This is a genomic window from Epilithonimonas zeae (assembly GCF_023278365.1).
Classification (GTDB): Bacteria; Bacteroidota; Bacteroidia; order Flavobacteriales; family Weeksellaceae; genus Epilithonimonas; species Epilithonimonas zeae_A.
Genome location: NZ_CP075338.1, coordinates 2450399 through 2468180, shown reverse-complemented (window position 1 = coordinate 2468180; position 17782 = coordinate 2450399). Strand labels below are relative to the sequence as shown.

13 protein-coding genes are annotated in these 17782 nt (G+C 38.9%); 1 reads left to right on the top strand and 12 read right to left on the bottom strand.

The annotated features are described in order from the left end of the window. Positions 1-10: 10 nt before the first annotated feature. The 10 genes from KI430_RS11055 to KI430_RS11010 form a co-directional block, all read right to left on the bottom strand. Positions 11-298, bottom strand: coding sequence for a hypothetical protein (locus KI430_RS11055; RefSeq protein WP_248874766.1), 288 nt, complete (start codon positions 296-298; stop codon positions 11-13). 543 nt (positions 299-841) lie between these two features. Beyond that, positions 842-1297: a hypothetical protein gene (locus KI430_RS11050; protein WP_248874764.1), complete on the bottom strand. Its 456-nt coding sequence runs from the start codon at positions 1295-1297 to the stop codon at positions 842-844. Between the two features lie 26 nt (positions 1298-1323). After that, positions 1324-1674 (bottom strand): DoxX family protein, encoded by a 351-nt coding sequence (locus KI430_RS11045; protein WP_120212400.1) that lies wholly within the window; start codon positions 1672-1674, stop codon positions 1324-1326. A 14-nt stretch (positions 1675-1688) separates the two neighbouring features. Beyond that, positions 1689-2204 (bottom strand): class I SAM-dependent methyltransferase, encoded by a 516-nt coding sequence (locus KI430_RS11040; RefSeq protein ID WP_248874762.1) that lies wholly within the window; start codon positions 2202-2204, stop codon positions 1689-1691. 65 nt (positions 2205-2269) lie between these two features. Further along, complete coding sequence (locus tag KI430_RS11035) at positions 2270-3025, bottom strand: SDR family oxidoreductase (protein WP_120212402.1); 756 nt, start codon at positions 3023-3025, stop codon at positions 2270-2272. 84 nt (positions 3026-3109) lie between these two features. After that, positions 3110-3478 (bottom strand): helix-turn-helix domain-containing protein, encoded by a 369-nt coding sequence (locus KI430_RS11030; protein ID WP_248874760.1) that lies wholly within the window; start codon positions 3476-3478, stop codon positions 3110-3112. Between the two features lie 131 nt (positions 3479-3609). Next, a complete protein-coding gene (locus KI430_RS11025) occupies positions 3610-4128 on the bottom strand; it encodes a hypothetical protein (RefSeq protein WP_248874758.1) in 519 nt (172 codons plus the stop codon). 25 nt (positions 4129-4153) lie between these two features. Then, positions 4154-6571, bottom strand: coding sequence for a PKD domain-containing protein (locus KI430_RS11020; protein ID WP_248874756.1), 2418 nt, complete (start codon positions 6569-6571; stop codon positions 4154-4156). A 54-nt stretch (positions 6572-6625) separates the two neighbouring features. Next, positions 6626-13195: an Ig-like domain-containing protein gene (locus tag KI430_RS11015; protein ID WP_248874754.1), complete on the bottom strand. Its 6570-nt coding sequence runs from the start codon at positions 13193-13195 to the stop codon at positions 6626-6628. 704 nt (positions 13196-13899) lie between these two features. Next, complete coding sequence (locus tag KI430_RS11010; protein WP_248874752.1) at positions 13900-14943, bottom strand: helix-turn-helix domain-containing protein; 1044 nt, start codon at positions 14941-14943, stop codon at positions 13900-13902. A gap of 389 nt (positions 14944-15332) precedes the next feature. On the opposite strand from KI430_RS11010, the gene KI430_RS11005 reads away from it, so the two are divergent. Further along, entirely contained in the window at positions 15333-16187 is an 855-nt protein-coding gene (locus KI430_RS11005) for a helix-turn-helix domain-containing protein (protein ID WP_248874750.1), read from the top strand. 53 nt (positions 16188-16240) lie between these two features. Here KI430_RS11005 and KI430_RS11000 read toward each other — a convergent pair whose 3' ends face one another. Together KI430_RS11000 and ribH are read right to left on the bottom strand one after the other, a co-directional pair. Beyond that, positions 16241-17092 carry a neutral zinc metallopeptidase gene (locus KI430_RS11000; RefSeq protein ID WP_248874748.1) on the bottom strand — a complete coding sequence of 284 codons (852 nt, stop codon included), beginning with the start codon at positions 17090-17092 and terminating at the stop codon, positions 16241-16243. 198 nt (positions 17093-17290) lie between these two features. Next, entirely contained in the window at positions 17291-17779 is a 489-nt protein-coding gene (gene ribH, locus KI430_RS10995; RefSeq protein WP_248874746.1) for a 6,7-dimethyl-8-ribityllumazine synthase, read from the bottom strand. Between the last annotated feature and the right edge of the window lie 3 nt (positions 17780-17782).

The following is a 17782-nucleotide window of genomic DNA, read 5'->3' as shown; positions in this document are numbered from 1 at the left end:
ATAGTAATGGTCAAAGGTTGATTACGTTTGTGCTGGGATTCTCAGTAAGATTCCTTATTCTTGAAACACTATCAACATCCAGGTTTTCCGTAGGAGAGGGAATGTTTACAGTATAGTTTTTGGTACGTAATTGATCTCCAGTTATTATTGGAAGGATGATGCCGTATAAAATAGTGTCGTTTGCTGGTTTTAAGGTAACATCTAAAATGGTTTTGGCCGTAGCAGTATTGATGCCAACCTGAGCATGTGTAAAAAATCCTGTAAAAAGAAGAATTTTCACCAATAGTGCTGTATTCATCTTCAATATTTTAAAATTACTTGAATTATTTATCAATCTTGCTAAGCCTGCAAACGTTGCCGTTGTCGTAATGGTCTATCTTTGAAAAGGTTCATTAAAACTTCAAAGATCTTTACGATTCCCTAAGCAATTTACCAAATATGTTAAAATATTGTTAAATCAGCATGTGAGGATTTCTGAAAAATGATACCGTTACTAATGGGTTAATCCAGTTGTTAAATTTTTTATTTTACAATGATTTAGCCTTATTTGTTGAGGATATTTTAATTTAATTTAATTATTTTACGAATGTGATTGAAATAATAATGTTTAATAAATTCCTTTTTTTTCTTGCATCATTAGGACATAAAAAAGTAATGACATCCAATACATCATTACTTAAAAACAAAAACAAATTCTAAAAGAAAATTCTTTGAGAAGTATTTTAGATATATAAACTCTTTGTTTGGAAAACTAAAGTGGTTGTAAGTTATATTAAAAATGCAGTCAAGTAATTCACTTTCTTGGTAAGCAAAATATCCTTTAATATTAAAGATTAAGAATTTAATGAGCCTGCCCGATGTCTAAACGGTCGAATTTGCCATCAGAATTCTGATGAAATTTGAAGAAAACCTTGAAAGTTCCCCATTTTCCAGCCTTGAAATTTCCGGTAATATCTTTTCCGTCATTTTCTACAGAGTCTATCGTCAGAAACTTCTCTTCGCCACAGGCTTCCTTTACAAATCCCTGAAAGCTTCTCGGGCTGCCATCATCCGTCATTGTGGGATTAGCTGTAAAATAAGATAAGAAAGTTTTGCTGTCGCCATTTTGCCAAGCTGTCATTGCAGCATTGACTGTCGGGTTGGTGATTTTTGATAATTCCATAGTTTGTTGTGTTTTTTTAAGGGTTAAATGTTTAGTTTCAGATATCTTTTGTGTGTTTTCTCTTTTAGTCTGTGTACAGGCCGTTACAGAACACAGCACCAATGCTGAAAAGTTTGCAAATAATATTTTTCTCATCATTTGTGTGTTTTTAGAATCATTAATTAAGCACTCTTTAAAGGATGCTGAAGATAGATAATCAACAGATTAAGCAGCAGAAATGGAAGCTCAACCATTACACCTTTGAAGTCTTTATCTAATAAATGAAAACAGATAATCAGCAAAATTCCCGCTGCCATCAGAAAATTTCCCCAGACAAAAGTTTTTGGAAAAAGAATTAATACTGCTGCAAGAATAGTAACAGCTCCGTTAATCATCAGTCCGGTTTTTCCAAAACCCCATTTTCCGAACATCTCCATCATTTCAGGCTTTCCGGAAAACATAGCATATCCTTGTTTGAAGCCCATAAAAACGGCAACCAAAATTAGAATTCCATTTATAATTTTAAGTATCATCGTAATTAATTTTTTTAAGTTTTAGTAATGAAAGCCGAATACATTGTTCCGCCAAAAACAGACTTTCTTTCGCCTATTTTTTCAATTTTTGAATAACCAAATTGACTGAATAACAACTTCAACTGAACAAAAGGAATTGGATAGGGCTCCCACTGGTTCGAAACCGAATGATCATATTCTACAATAATCCACCTTCCGTTTCCTTGCTCAAAATATTCTTCCAGCTTTTGAATTAATCTTGCTTTATCTTTTACAAAATGCAGGGCATTGGCTAAAAGAACCCCATCCAGAGAAGAAATATTCAAATCATCGTTTTCAAAATCAGCTTGTATGAAATCAATCTTTGCCTGGTCATACCGTTCTGAAAATGTTTGTCGGATTCTGTCAACAGCAAATATTTTACTCTCCCTTGATAATTTTTCGGCTAAAGCATAAGTAAAAGTTCCGCTTCCACAACCTAAGTCTGCCCATATTTCATACTGGGTTGAGGTTAATTCTGGTAGCAATAATTTAGCTTCGCTGATCTCCATAAAATAAAAATTGGGAATTGAAGCTTTTCCAATTCCCAACTTTGAAAGAGCTTATGAATACTCTATTACCTCGTCGTGTATCCGCCGTTAGCGAAAATAGTCTGACCAGTGATCCACCATCCGTCAGTTACTAAAAACTCTACCAATGGGGCAATATCTTTGATGTCGGTAAGACCACCTAGCGCAGAAGCAGACTTGTGATAAGCAACGGCATCATCAGCTTCTTGGCCATAGAAAAATGGCGTATCCATTGGTCCGGGCGCAACTGCTGTTACAGAAATCCCTCTCGCCCCGAATTCTTTAGAAGCCGCTCTTGTGAAATGCTCAACAGGTGCTTTCATTCCTGCATAAGTCGAATAAAGCCCTGTGTAAGCCGCAAGAAGAGACGTTACAATCGTGCAAATTTTCCCGTGATCGGCTACTTTTTTCCCAGCTTCCTGCAGGAAGAAATAGGCAACCTTCGAGTTGATATCAGACATTGTATCGTATTCTTTTTCTGTAGTTTCGGTAAAAGGCTTTTTCAATACCATCCCAACCGTATTGATAGCGATATCAATAGTTCCGAACTTGCTGATGGTTTCATCGAAGAATTTAGTAATGTTTTCAACTTTCGTAAGGTCAGCCTGAAACAAAAATGCTTCTGCACCAAGAGCCTGAACATCAGCCAAAGTTTTTTCACTTTCTGCTCTCGAGCTCTCACTGTTGTAATGAATCGCTAATTTTGCACCTTTTGCAGCAAAATCTCTGCTTAATAATCCGCCAAGGTTTTTGCCTCCTCCGGCAATAAGGATCACTTTCCCTTTCACATCGTGTTTTGACATAATAATGATTTTTTGATTTTATAGATACACAAATATGTCATTTTATAAGCCGAAAATCATGGTGAAAACTTCGGTTTTTTGGAATTATACCTGCTGAAAATGCAGTTTATACATCCCTGGTGTTTCACCTGTCCATTTTTTAAAAAACTTAGAAAAGTTGGACGGATCATAAGTCAGTTTTTTGGCAACAACACTTGGTTGCATATCTTTTTCCCCAAGCATTTCTTTAGCCTTCTCAATAATTTTTTCATCGTAGAAAAAGCAAGGGTGCTTACCCAAAACTTTCTTTATGGTATCTGTAAAATGGGTATGCGATACGGCTAGGGTAGAGGCAATATGCTTGATACTGAAGAATTCCTGTTCATTACCTTTTATGACATCATCAATGTGCCTATCCAGAAAGGTAAGGTATTGTTCAGCGATTTCGTTTTTACGTAGAGTAGGCTTATTCATTGGAGTAGTGATTAAGGAAAAAAATCCCTAACAGATTTTCAAGGCAACAAACTAATGGCTGAAAGCTCTGTTAGGGAAAAGGTCTATCTATAATAACAGTATCAATTATTATCCTGTTTTATGGTGTCGGGTTATGGCTTCCAAAAAGACCAAACTGTCCCATTGTAAACGGCAAGCTGCTTCTTGGTGGTGTCATAAACCATCATTCCCGGTGCAGGATTGATGATATTAAGGTGCGGGCTGGCTACTCTTGGAAGGATCATCGCTTTGTTGGCATCAGACAGAACCAAAATACCATTGCTATCCATTGCTGTATTGGTTCCTATAGTTGTTTTAGCAGTACTAAGTTCCGTTTTGGAGGTCTGGATAGCGATATCGGATTTACCCGTAGTATCTACAGAGAGATCAAACCAGCTGTTATCTTTTAGATATTTTACTTTATGATCCGTATTGTCAAAAATTACAGAACCGTTTTCTGTGATAGCAGATTTGTTTTCTATATAGGGAAGTATCATTCCTTTGTTTTCAGCATCTGAGAATTCCAAAGAAACAGAGTTGTTGGTGACACTGGTTTTTCCAATGGCGACCTGGGATTTAATACCAGTAGCCGCTGCTATTAATAATAATGAGGTTATAATATTTGTTTTCATTGTGTGTGTTTTAATATGAATGTAATTAACCAGTTATTGCATCAAAAATAGGCGGAGTAGTACCTGCCGCACACGCTTTGATACCAAAATTATAATTGGTAAAGCTTGAATTAGTTACTGTAGCAGATAGTGTCCCGTCAGGGGTTCCGTCTCCACTTCCTGTATTATTGTTTTTGTTTTCACCAGTCGTTACCCATCCCGGAATGTTGTGATTAATTGGGGTTGTCGCAGTATTAGTTCCTACCGGATAAATATTAGGAGACAACTGCAAGGTGTAATTGTTATTTGCACCTACATTGATGTTGTAAGTTCCATTAGAATTAACAGGTGTGCTGTTAGCGATGATACCGCTGCTGTCCACCAAATAAATATAGCTTCCTCCTGCAGAAGTACCCGCTTCACCACTGTCGATTACAGTATTGCTATTCGCATCATTAAAAACAGTGCCGGAAATGCTAAGACAAGCCTGGATGGTAACGGTAACATCATCTGTACTTACACAGTCGCCAGTAGTAATAGTCCATCGGAAGGTGTATGTTCCTGCTTCGCTCAAAGCTGATACCGATGTATTAGGTGATGAAGCATTGGAGAATACCGGTGATGTTCCTGCAGGTGAGGATACAACTGACCATGTTCCTGTTCCCGCACCAGGATTATTTCCTGCTAATGATATGGTGGCATTACAAATCACATCCTGATCACTTCCCGCATTAGAATTAATCTGCGGTGCTACTGTAACAGTAAAAGTACTTTCCAAGGAAGCTCCGGAACAGGCATACTCTTGATCTAAAAATTCGCCTACACCGCTAGTATTTGGAGCTAATTTAATTTTGAAGGTATAGACACCAGCAGTTGTCAGGTTACCAATTACTGTAGAAGTGGAAGTGAAAGATCTTAGATTGGCAGCCTCAAATGTTGGAGTAGCAGCTCCGTTTGGCGTAGAAAGGGTTGTGAAATCATATCTTCCTACAAAATCCTGAAAGTAGCTGCTGTTAACCACGCCTTTATATACTGCAGGCAATTGAACGGTTGCTGTTACAACGCCTGAACCAGGATAACAAACCACAGTATTATTTACACTAACATTAGATCTTGCTCCATCGGAAATATGAATGTAATAAGATTGACTAGGTCCATTACATGTTCCATTATATGTATAAATTGTAAATTTATAAGTTCCTACACGCCACCCGCCTGCTGGCGGCGTTACAGTCACACTTCGGTTGGCCGTACCCGCCCCGCCTGTTACATAAGTTGGTGCGCCACCCGGAGGAGTTACACCAGAGACAGATACATTAGAAGTATTGGTAACAGGATCAGATGGGTCCAGTGTATAACGGAAAGTAATAGGTGTGGTGCTGCCTGCAATACCACAATGTACTTCTCCACCACTGTTGGCGTTAAAGTAGACCATCATCTGTTCCGGGTCAGAAGGTACCAGGAACGAGACTACATTAGGTGGCGTACCTGAATTAATATAAGTAATTTCTGGCGTAGTATAAGTTCCTGCAGCATTTGTAACAGTAATTGTAAATTTATAAGTTCCAGGTGTATTGGCTCCTGTGAAATAAAATAATCCATCAAAAATTCTCCAATATGTCATATTAGCTCCGGAAGGCTGGCTGGTAACGTTCATTGATATATTGGTTCCGTAAGTAGGGTTACCAGCGGAACCTGTAGTTGTCGTACCAAAAATTGGAGAAGTACTACTTAAAGCAATAAAGGTATTGCCTGTTGGAGTAACACAATTACTTGTAATTAGAGGTAATACGATTTGTGGATTTGGGATAAAGCGGACTATGGCTGTATCCTCATAGAAACAGTTGGGGTTATAAATGGATGTAATTCTTAAAGTAACAACATAGGCAGGATCAATATCGTGATCAGCCTTTTTAATCAGACTGAATGTGGTAGAAGCAGAATTAGGGGATCCAAAGGTTGAGTTTTGAGATGTTTTTATTCCACTTGATCTTTCGTATCGCCATATATTGTATGCGCTCCATTGTGCTGTATAACCTGCGGGTACCACACCATTTAGATTTACCGTACCCACTGTTGCATTAACATTGGTAATATCCGGGCCTGCCGTAAAAGTAGAGACATCACCAGGAGCTGTAATTGTTACCTGCGATGTTACACTGCCCGTGGTACAGTTTTGTGCAATCTGGAACACATAATCTCCTGGGAACGTCATCCCCGTTACATTCGGTGTATAAGAATTGATATTACTGATGACCGGGTCAGGAGCACCTGCGGGTTTAGATACAATTGTCCAGGTTGGATTACCAGACGTAGAATTATTCGCACTGCCTTGCAGCGTATAGCTGGTTCCACATATTTTAGTAGTCCCACCGGCATTCACAGTACAGTTCTGTGCTGATGTCATAGACGATCCTACTAACAGAAATACGAAGAATAAAATATATGTATTAAAAAATTTCATTGTGTTGTGTTTTAATAATAAAATAAACGGTTATTTCTATAATTAGAATCTCTATTAATCCGGACAAGTTGGGGTAGAGATACAATACCATGCGTAGCTCAAACCATTATCCATAGTAGTATATAGTTTCATACATTTGTTGGTGGTGTCATACACCATCATCCCTTCTACAAAGTTAGCTGGAGCTATACCCACTGGAACGTCCGGTGTAAAAGGATCATTATCCGCATCCGAGAATGCTACACGGTTTGGTACAAAAGCTTTGGTTTTAGATTCCAATGCAATGTGTCCGCCTTTACGGGTCATTGGCCAGTTATCAGCATCTGTTGCGCCAGCTCTTCCCAAAGCTGAGATACCTACTTTGGTGTCTAGCACAGTGCCTCCGGTTGTTGCTCCCGGCTTGTAACAAGCACACAGATCGTCAATCGCAACTAATACAGGTGCACCCGCCATAGTGTATGTATTGGTAGAAGCATTAAAGAAGTAAGGCCAATAAACGCCTTCACCTACCGCTGCAGAATTATTGACAAGAGTTCCATTCAAATGGTTTCTTGTGCTGTACCATACCAATGTAGAACCATCTGGTGGTGCAGCATATTGTGTTGTATTAAGATTAACCGTAGGGATATTACAACAAATATTAGTCACCGTGATTAATTTGCTTCCAGGGCTGTAGCAGTTGGTAGAGGTGTTATAATAGTACACCCAATACTCTGTAGGGGTAGAGCTTACAGATATGTTAGTACTGCTCAACAAACTTGTTGAAGATGGGGTTGCAGAAGTATGCCATTGGATCACAGAACCTGATGGTGCTGGATTAACTTGAAGCCATTGATTAAGATCCCTCTGTTGAGGATCTGCTGGCGCTGTACACGTAGAACATACAGCGGCAATTACATTAACCTGGCTAGAAGCTGGAGAATAGCAATTCCCCGCACTACTGTAATAGAACGCATAATAGACTCCGGCACCTACAGCGGTAGGATTGGATACTGGATCTGTATGGGCTGTATCTCTGAACCATACCAGGCTTGCGTTGGCAGGTATAGTTCCTGTATGCGCATTGTTTAGATTGGCTACTCCACTTGGACAAGATGTGAACAGAGGCGAACTTACTGCAGGAGCTATGCTACCTACTGTACAAGCTGCTGTTACATTAACTTGAACAGTTGCTGATGTTGTACCACATCCTGAACCGCTGCTTGCCACAACATAGTAGTATAAAGTGCCTAAAGCATTAGTTGGTGGTGTGTAAGTAGAGGATGTAGCTCCAATTATCAGAGTCCCTCCGGTATTACTATTGTTTGTATTGCTATACCATTGGTAAGTAGTAGCACCTGTTGCTGTAGCTGTAAGATTAGTAGGAGTACTATTAAGGGTTACAGTCTGCGTTGTCGGGCTTATCGATACAGAAGTAGGATAGGCATTAACTGTAACCGGCGTACGCGGCGATGAGGTTACAGAACCACAAGTTCCCGTTACGATTACGAAATAATATCTTGTAGCAAAAGCTGCAACAGTAGGCGGTGTGTAAGTGAATGATGTAGCACCGGTAACTGTTGTTACAGATCCGCCAGTTGCGGCGTCACTGTAATACCATTGATAACTTATTGCATTATTAGCTGTAACGCTTAATTGTGTAGCCGTACCATTGACACAAATGTTTTGCGGCGTGCTATCTGGCTGTGCAATTATGGTTGTTGTGTTGATCGTTACATTCACAGGTTGAGATGGCGCAGAATAGCAATTGCCACCCGAGCTATAATAGAAAGCGTAATATGTACCTGGTCCTACCGATGTAGGATCTGCTACAGCTGTAGTATGTGCAGCATCTGTAAACCATAATAATGTACTGCCTGAAGGTACTGTACCTGTATGTGCTTGTGTATTAAGGTTAACAGTCCCAGAAGAACAGTTTGCCATTACAGAAGAGTTAACAGCTGGCATTGTGCCTGCTGCAGAACAAATCGCAAGCCCAAAGTTATTTGAACAGCTGGTTTTATAACCGCTAAATGCTACTGCATAACCTTTCTGTGGAGATACAGGCAAAGTCTGGTAACTGTTAGTAGGCAGAGGTTCTGCAAGCTGCACAATATAATTAACGGTTGGTATAGACTGTATTGCTACATTATCGATATAAAAGAAGTGATTGCCAGCTCCTGTTGTTCTGAAACGAATGGTCGTACCTGCAGTCACAACCGAAGCCGGGATATTATAAACCTTTTTTCCGTTTGTATATCCTGTAGTACTATATAAGTATCCAAGAGTTGTCCAAGACCCTGTTGCGCTAGGAGCTACCTCTACTAAAAGTGTTTTATATGGAAGACCATCCAGGTTGGCAGTTCTGTAATCAAATGACAACAAGGCATTAGTAGTTGGTGCACTAACAGATCTTCTGACTGCTACGGCAGTATTACCTGTAATACGAAGCTCACCTGACACTATCTGAATGTTCCCAGTAGTTGCAGCTGTTGCTTCACCTTCTTCTATCCAGTTGGTAGACCATCCTGTTCCTGCACTGTAGCTGGCTGTAGCAAAATCATGGGAAGCCTGGGTAGTTGGTACAGGAGTAGCACGATCAAAAACGTATGCGCCGGTATTAGTGGTAGTTACAGATTCTACGGGAGTGTTCTCAGAACTGTCTAATACACCGTTACCATTAGCATCAAGATACAGATTAACAGTATGGGCAATTCCGCCTTCTCCATTGTCATTAGCACCATTCTTGTTGGTATCGTCAAATATTTTACCTGTCAGGATATGCTTCATCTCAGCATCAAGGCAGCCTACGTTTACAGTTACAACAGCGGTGCTGCATAATGATCTGTCAGAATTACAAACCTGGTAGTTAAAAGTATCGGTACCAGAGAACCCAGGGTTGGGTGTATAAGTTACCGTTCCGTCCGGGTTGACTACTACTGTTCCATTTGTTGGTTGAGACACTATAGTAACAGTAGTTGGAGATACTCTTCCTACATCATTGTTCAGGATATCTATAGTTACTGGGATGTTAGGATAGGTTTGAGACTGGTCATCGTTTGCAAATATTACAAAATCTACACATTGAGGATCCAATGTAAATCCTGCATCCAATGTAGTAGCTCCACTTACTGCAGCAACAGATGAATCCTGGCCATAAACAGCGGAGATTGGTGTCCCGTCACAAGTAAAGAAGGACATACCTCCGTTTCCTGTGCTGGTAAAAACCTTTTGTGCTTGTAGCTCCGAGAGCGTGTAGGCCACATCATACTTCAAACCGCAAGGACTTGTCGATCCTGGCGCTGTACTTATGACACTGCCAGTATATTTAACATATACTGTGGTACTCTTGGTAGGAGTGATCCATACCGGATTAGCAGCTCCGGCAGAAGCCATGCCTGGTGCCCAAGCTGTCGTTGTAAAGTTCGTCAGTTGTTCTCCAGGAATCATATTAAATGCCCAGTCATAAGCTAAACCATTAGCATCAGCATCTACGATTGTGACAGCTGTATAGCTTTTCCCGTTAGCGCTCTCAAACTTATAAGCAGTGGCTTGATTCATCTCCAAAGATGTATAACCCTTGGCTGGAATTATGATGCTGCCATTGCCTCCAAGTCCATTTTTCCAATTCACTGTTATATCTTCATTCAAACTGTTTGTGAATACTGCGTATACAGGAGCAGTAGCCAAGGTTGTGTAAACAGGAGAGTAGTAGGTGCTTCCATAAAAGTTACCTGGCAGCAATGGAATATTTCTGGTTCCATAGTTATCTATCCCTCCAAAAACAAGATCTACACCCACCGGTTTGTTACTGGTGATCACAGCACCGGATTTTATATCATTTGACTTGTTTGTATCTCTGGTTTTATTACCTGGGGGTGGGCCAGCAGTTCCTTCATAGAACCATACCATTCCTTCTGCAAGTGTTGGCGATGTAACATCTACCACGCCATCTCCATTATAATCCAGCTGTACTATAGTACCGTTCTCCGACGCTCTTACAAATAGAGAAGTATAGTCGAAAACTGTAGTCGCAATATTAGGATTCAGTAGAGAGCTAATATTCTCTCCAAAAGGAACTACGAACAATCGCCCGAATTTGTTGGTATCGATCACATTACCTTTGGTATTTTGTACTGAGAAAGTTGCATCACTACCTGTAACTTTGGTGAGGGTCAGTAGCTTGGTAGAATATATTTTATCTCTACCATCATATTGTATTGTGGTTTCGGTAGGGGTTCTGCCATCTCCTGTTCTGTAAGGATTGTTATTATCTAATGTAATGATAGCCCCTTCCGGAAAAATATCTGTCGGATATCCGGGAGCAACACCGTTGGAGGTGTTCCCGTCTCCCCAGATTTCCGTAGTAGTTTGTGTACGCGTTCCTGCTGTAGGCTCATAACCATCTTCCCAATGGTCATAATAGATAAGCGTATTAGAGTAATTGGCTCTAATACCAATAATCCTTCTGGCGTTGGCAGTATTATTACTTACTGCATCACTTCCCGCACTCATTAGTGCTTTTTTCAGTTCCGCATTTTCCGGGAAAGGCAGATAAAACGTTTTAGGTAAGCCGGCGGTACTACATACGTCAGTCAGGTTGGCCTCAATAGTAACTGTTACCGTAGCCTGGCTGCATGCGCCTGAAGGACCAGTACATACCCTATAGACAAATGTATCCGTTCCTGAAAAATCACCATTGGGTAAATAGGTCACTATGCCTCCTGCACCAATCTGTACACTACCGTTTGCAGGTTGTGTTGCAATGGTTAATGTAGTAGGATCAGGGCTGCAAAGGTCATTGGTTAAAACATTGATTGCTAATGGTGTAGCAGACGGTCCCGTAGCAGCATCTGCTACTGCCTGGATTGCTGCTGTGCTTACTGTGAAAGTAGAAGATGTTGTTGTGCTACATCCGCTTGCGGTGGCAGTAACTGTTGACGTTCCACTCCAGTTGGCGGCATAGGTTACCTCACCCGTTGCAGGGTTGATGGTTGGCTGCGTTCCTGTACCGGTATTTGTAATAGTGTATGTTATACTGTCTGCGTTGGAAGATGTAGCGGTATAAGTTACCGTGTCTGCTCCTGTACATCTTTGAGTTGATAAAGCGCTATTAAATACCGGGGTAGCAGGCGCAGGAGCTACAGTTACTGTAAACGTTGCTGTTCCTGGTGTACCGCAACCGCCATTATCAGTTGCTGTTATAACAGCAGTCCCTGACCATGACGCATTATACGTAACAGCACCCGTGGCACTATCGATCGTTCCTGCAGCAGCAGGTGTAAGGCTATAAGAAACACTTCCTCCGGAAGACGTAGCTGTGTAGGTTACCGTTCCAGCACCTTGACATCTATTGGTTGGTAAACCTGTATTAAACACAGGTGTTCCAGCTGTTGTAATGGCATTAGCTCCACATACATTAACAGGGGCAGTGGTATAATAATAAGGTACTCTTGTTGCATTCACAGTGTTAGAACCATCTCCTGCATTGCCATAATATTGATTTCCTGCAAAGCCAAAATTCTGTGTACAGGCTTTGATAACAATAGTTTGCATCCCTCCTGACTCTACTGCAAGTATCCGGTCTGTAGTAGGACTGCCAGGATCAATACCTACAGTCGATGAGCTTCCACCTCCTGTTCGAAGTTTACTCTGATAATTCGTTCCCCAATTATATACCTGACCGGTTGTTGTAAGAACATTGATTGCCTGATAAGAATCATAATGTTCTGTTGGGGAAATCCAACGAATATTACTCATCGCAGCACCCGATGCGGAAGTGTACTTAGGCTGTATCCAGGTTGTTCGGGTAGTAGTTGTCCAATCCCCAAGTTGTCTGTTTGCATTATCTCCCATAGCATACAGATTACCATCTGTATATAATACATAATAACTACCAATAAAACTTGCCATTCCTATCATTTTGATAATACCTGCAGGGTTAGGCAAAGTCATTTTGGTTGCTCTATTTCTGGTCGCATAAGCTGTACCATCACCCAAATAAGTGTAGCTTCCCCAAGTCCATAGTGTACCATCAGCAAGCAAGGCAATAAGATTGTTTGGTCCACCTCTTAGGGCTACCACGTTGTTCAAAGTAGGATTGCCAGACTCTGAAGTAGTTACGCGGTTCCAGATATGATTTGCGGTCGACAAACCAACACCTGCTACACTGGCGGTTTGTGTTAATACCCATGCTTCCCCGCTACAAGTTAGCAATGCCAATGTATTGGAAGTACCAAATAAACTTTTAACGTTTCCTGGCTCCACCCCTTGTGGCAGACCATAGGTATTACTTCCTGCAATGGTCACTGGTCCCATAGCGGCAGTTGATTTTACAGTACTAGATAGCATGGAAGAGCCTGTATGTCCCCAAGCATATAAGCCCTGTGTAGTTAGTACAACGGCCTGGCTATCTCCAATAGCAGCTTTTAAGACTGTACCTTGCAGACCCGGAAAGTTGGTACTGTTAATGACTAAAGGGCTGAGGACATTACCACTACCATTGCTGGCCATACCATAACCAAATACTTTGAATGTACCATCAGATTCCTTAATGATTGTATTATTATTGCCAGAAATTATATTATCGTACTCAATACTAGCTGCATCATTATTGGAGTTGAGTCCATAATTGCTGTTACACACGGTATTACATTGTGTCTTAAAAAGGGGCATGCCCGCAAAGACTAGTGCCGAGAATAATAGCAATTTCAATTTCGGGATGTCACGATCTTTTCGATGAAACCATCGGAATAAGTCAAGCGCCAAAAAAAAGAGATTTTCCAACCCTTTATTTGTACTTTTTAAATGTTTTATCATCATAGTGTTATTGTTTGTCATCATTTATTGTTTAGATATTACCAACTGAAATTATTATACTTAATGTAAAATAATTTTAGGTTTTGCAATAAGGGATATAACATCCCAAAAAATAATCGTAAGATTTATCTCACTTAGGTAGAAGTAGAGATATAGACAATTAAGCGGTCTTAGATAAAGCGCTTGAATAAATTTTCGAAGAAAAAATAGTGATTAATCATTTGCGTGTTTTTTTGTTGTGTTTTATTAATTGCTAATATTCTCAATTGATTCATTGAGGGAGTCTGTCAAAAACAAAAGCGCACAAAGAAATACAGATTTATTAACCTGTAATAATAAGTGCTGTATTGTTTTCATGAAATTCTAACTGCAGAATAGCCTTAGATCTGAAATTGTTTATCATTTGTGTTTGTTTTTTGTTGTGTTTATTTTTAAAATTACAATTGTAACTTTCAGTGGTGCAAGTTAATATTTTTTTTATATACTTTACAAAAAAAAATAAAATGACCTCATTAAGGCCATTTATTTTATTATAGTTGATTTAATGCAATCAGATTGGTAGGTGGTTGCTCCTCTCTTATATCCTTTTTTAAGTTATTAATAAAATAAGACGGCGATATGCCTGTTTCTTTTTTGAAAACAACCGCAAATACTTCTCTTGAGCCAAAGCCACAGCTTTCCGCAAGATAACTGATTTTGTATTCCCGATAGATAGGATTTTTATAAAGTACTTCTGTGATGTAAACAATTCTCAATCCATTAATATAGTCACTGAATTTTTTTCCTTTGTATTGCTTTAAGATTTCTGAAAGATATTTGTTGTTGGTGTCAAGATAGGTTGCCAGTCCAGATAAGCTCATATCCTGTCGCAGGTACTTTTGCGATTTTTCAAATTTTGCCAGTCTTGCAAGAATGTGTTTAACCGTGTCGTCATTAATGGACATTGTTTTTGTCTTGTGCTCTGTACATTCTGGAGTGTACAATGTCTCGGTCTCAAGGTCTGGAGAAATCTCAGGAGCAGAAGTCTTGAGATTCTCCATAATGTCTTCATAATTCTGTTCTGATGTGTTTTTGCCCTTTTTATAGTAATAGCCTAATAATAGAAATGGTAGAAGAATAATGATGAATAATATACTCTTGTTAATATAAACGGCGGAATGATCTTGATGATCGTGAATGATTTCTGCAATAGAAATGTTGTTTCCAAGTTCATTGATAACGTTCAGATTGTCTTTGATGTCCGCATAAACCACCTTGTATCTGGATTTTGGATCTATACTGTCCGCAAATCCTTTGATTTGATTATTCAAATGCTTATCAGATTGAAGTAATTTTGATTTTTCTGGATCAATCTGGCTTACGATGACCATGTCTTTAGTAAAAATCAATAAAGTGTCTTTGTTAATCTTTACTTTGACATCATTTTTGTCAAATTTTGTTTCATTTTGCTTAAGCTCTTTTTCCAAAAATCCGGTATTATTGAAAATAGAGGCAGCATTTATACTTCCGAAGTTCAAAAGGAACATTGCAAAATAAAACAATCTTTTTTTTTGAGAAAAAAATTGGTTTTGCATACCATTTTTATTTATCACTTGTTCCATGTTATCAGATTAATAGTATACCCCAATATTAGTCACAGGAAACAAACAATGCAACTCTTTTGTAGAAGAATGACAGAATTAATGTTGTTTGATTTCGGGAAAAGATTCGGGATTTTAACATTTTTATTTACAAATAAACAATATTGATTGTTAGTGTTTTAAGATGATTTTTAAATGTTTTTTATACCCGAAAAAATGTTTTTAGAAATTAACAGACATTATTATATTTTTTTTGTAATTTTAGAAATGCTAATAATAATGAATTAATATTATCAAAAATTTAAGTATAATTACTGTTGATGGAGGAATGTTGCTTGTTTGATGTTATTAATTTCTCTAAAAACAAAAAACACAATAATAGTATGGACTTGGGTAAAATGTTAATCCTGTTGTGTGTTTTTGCAGTGTTTGGCTCTGTAAAATCTCAGTCAATTCATTTTAGCGGAACACAAATTCTCGGTAGATATAATTGGGTTGGAAATTCAATTAATCCATCTTTGTATTCAAAAACTTTAGAGTCTTCCGATCCAAAGAAAAAGATTTCTACAAAAGACCAGATTAAAAAATACACGAAAATACTGAAAGATGAGCACAACAAAAGCTTAATCAAAATAATAGGTTTGTTCTCATCACTTACCGTTTTGGTATTTGTATTGATGTGGCTGTTTTTTCGTGAAAGAGATAAAAAGATTAAAGATAATTACCATTTAGCACTTGAAGCATTGAAGGATAAGCCAACTCCATCCTATGTTAAAAAAAATACGGATGTTACATTAAGGAGTAATTATACAGATAGAAATAATAATATAAAAGATCGAATCAATATATCCGAAGATACGGAGAAAAAACTTTTGAAAAAGCTGGCTGCTTTTGAAGCTTCGGAAAGATTTTTGAAAAAGGAGCTTACGCTTACTGCTTTAGCGAGTCAAAAAGGAACCAATCCAAAATACTTATCCAAGATTATCCATACGCATAGAAATCAAACATTTACTGGTTATATTAATAAGTTAAGGATGAATTATATTATCCAAAAGCTATATGACGAACCTAAATACAGAGAATACAAGATTAGCTATTTGGCAGATGAGTGTGGTTATACCTCGCCACAGGTTTTCGTAGTAGTTTTCAAAAAAGAAACAGGGCTCACGCCTTCCAGTTTTATAGAACAGCTGAAAACAGAATTAGATAATAATTACAATAATATGTTGATAGTTTAAATATAAAAGCCTCGGATATCCAAGGCTTTATTTTTTTTTAAATAATTGTAATACTATCTAAGTAGAGTGCTGAAAGTATCACCTTGTCTGATATCTCCGGTATTGTAGCCTTTCATAAACCATTCTTCTCTTTGCGCAGAAGAACCGTGGGTAAAGCTTTCTTGGTTCACATAACCTTGACCTCTCTTTTGGATATTATCATCACCAACAGCCGCGGCTGCACTCATTGCCTCCTGAATATCGCCTGGTTCTAAAAATTTTTCTCTGCTATCGGTTTGCTTTGCCCATAATCCAGCATAGAAGTCGGCTTGTAATTCGTTGGCCACAGAGATTTGATTGGCTTGGGTCTCGCTTCCTCTTTGGCTTAATTGATGGACTTTATCCAGTGTTCCCAGTAAGTTTTGGATATGATGGCCATATTCGTGCCCCAGAACATAAGCCACTGTAAATTGTCCAATCTGAGCCCCAAACTTCTGCTGCAGTTCATTGAAGAAGCTCATATCCATATAAATGGTTTGGTCTGCAGGACAATAGAAAGGTCCCATCTCTGACCGGGCTGCGCCACAACCAGATTCTGTTCCGTTTTCAAAAAGAACCACTTTAGCTGGTCTGAACTGTATTCCGTTTTCTTGGAAAACCTTGTTCCAGGTCTGCTCATTTTCTTTAGTCAGCATACTTACCATTTGACCAATGCTAAGTTCTTCTTTGGAAAGTTGTCTTTGTTCGGTTTGTTGTGGGGAAGAAGTTGTGCCATTTTGTAAAATTGCAGAGGGGTCGCCTCCGAGGAAGAATACGATGGCTGCAATAATGATGGTTCCTAAGCCACCACCAACCAACATTCCGCCACCACCTCCGGAGCCGCGTCTGTCGTCTACATTGTCACTTCTGTCGTTTGTCCATTTCATAATTAATATTTTGTGTTTTTAAAATTAAGAAATTCTTTTGTAGCTAGAGCTAAAAATTATGCCGTTGTTTGTCAATAGCCCCGATAGTAGCGGCATCCTTTTTTGTTTTTATAGTCATCGTTTCTTTTGATGGTAAAATGTTCTGAAAAACAAAAAAGATATAGCGGATAGCGGGATTAAGCTCCTAAAATTTAATACTTAGAGAGAAAACTTCGTATTGAAATCTATCATTTTTAATGCTGTGACTGCAGCTTCTACACCTTTGTTGCCAAGATTTCCGCCGCTTCTTGCGATAGATTGTTCTTTGGTATCATCTGTCAGAACACAGAAAATAGCTGGCGTATCTGTCAATATGTTGCAGTCTTTGATGCCTTGCGTAACACCTGAACAAACAAACTCGAAATGAGGCGTCTCACCACGAATCACATTGCCAATGGCAATGACTGCTGCAAACTTGTTGGAACGACAAAGTTTCATCGTTGCAAAGCTCAATTCGAATGCGCCGGGAACGTAATAAATATGAATGTTTTCTTCTTTGATGCCTTCTGCTTTTAAGGTTTCGATAGCACCGTTACGAAGATTGTAGGTTACGAAATCGTTCCACTCAGAAACAACAATGCCGATAGAATATTCATCGGCATTGGTTATATTGAGTGGCTTATAATCTGAAAGATTAGTTGTTGCCATTGT

Excerpts from the sequence above, each read along its gene's own strand:
- KI430_RS11030 (WP_248874760.1), bottom strand. The coding sequence starts at position 3,478 with ATGAATAAGCCTACTCTACGTAAAAACGAAATCGCTGAACAATACCTT.
- KI430_RS11035 (WP_120212402.1), bottom strand. The coding sequence starts at position 3,025 with ATGTCAAAACACGATGTGAAAGGGAAAGTGATCCTTATTGCCGGAGGA.
- KI430_RS11025 (WP_248874758.1), bottom strand. The coding sequence starts at position 4,128 with ATGAAAACAAATATTATAACCTCATTATTATTAATAGCAGCGGCTACT.
- KI430_RS11005 (WP_248874750.1), top strand. The coding sequence starts at position 15,333 with ATGGACTTGGGTAAAATGTTAATCCTGTTGTGTGTTTTTGCAGTGTTT.
- KI430_RS11055 (WP_248874766.1), bottom strand. The coding sequence starts at position 298 with ATGAATACAGCACTATTGGTGAAAATTCTTCTTTTTACAGGATTTTTT.
- KI430_RS11050 (WP_248874764.1), bottom strand. The coding sequence starts at position 1,297 with ATGAGAAAAATATTATTTGCAAACTTTTCAGCATTGGTGCTGTGTTCT.
- KI430_RS11045 (WP_120212400.1), bottom strand. The coding sequence starts at position 1,674 with ATGATACTTAAAATTATAAATGGAATTCTAATTTTGGTTGCCGTTTTT.
- KI430_RS11020 (WP_248874756.1), bottom strand. The coding sequence starts at position 6,571 with ATGAAATTTTTTAATACATATATTTTATTCTTCGTATTTCTGTTAGTA.
- KI430_RS11040 (WP_248874762.1), bottom strand. The coding sequence starts at position 2,204 with ATGGAGATCAGCGAAGCTAAATTATTGCTACCAGAATTAACCTCAACC.
- KI430_RS11010 (WP_248874752.1), bottom strand. The coding sequence starts at position 14,943 with ATGCAAAACCAATTTTTTTCTCAAAAAAAAAGATTGTTTTATTTTGCA.
- KI430_RS11000 (WP_248874748.1), bottom strand. The coding sequence starts at position 17,092 with ATGAAATGGACAAACGACAGAAGTGACAATGTAGACGACAGACGCGGC.
- ribH (WP_248874746.1), bottom strand. The coding sequence starts at position 17,779 with ATGGCAACAACTAATCTTTCAGATTATAAGCCACTCAATATAACCAAT.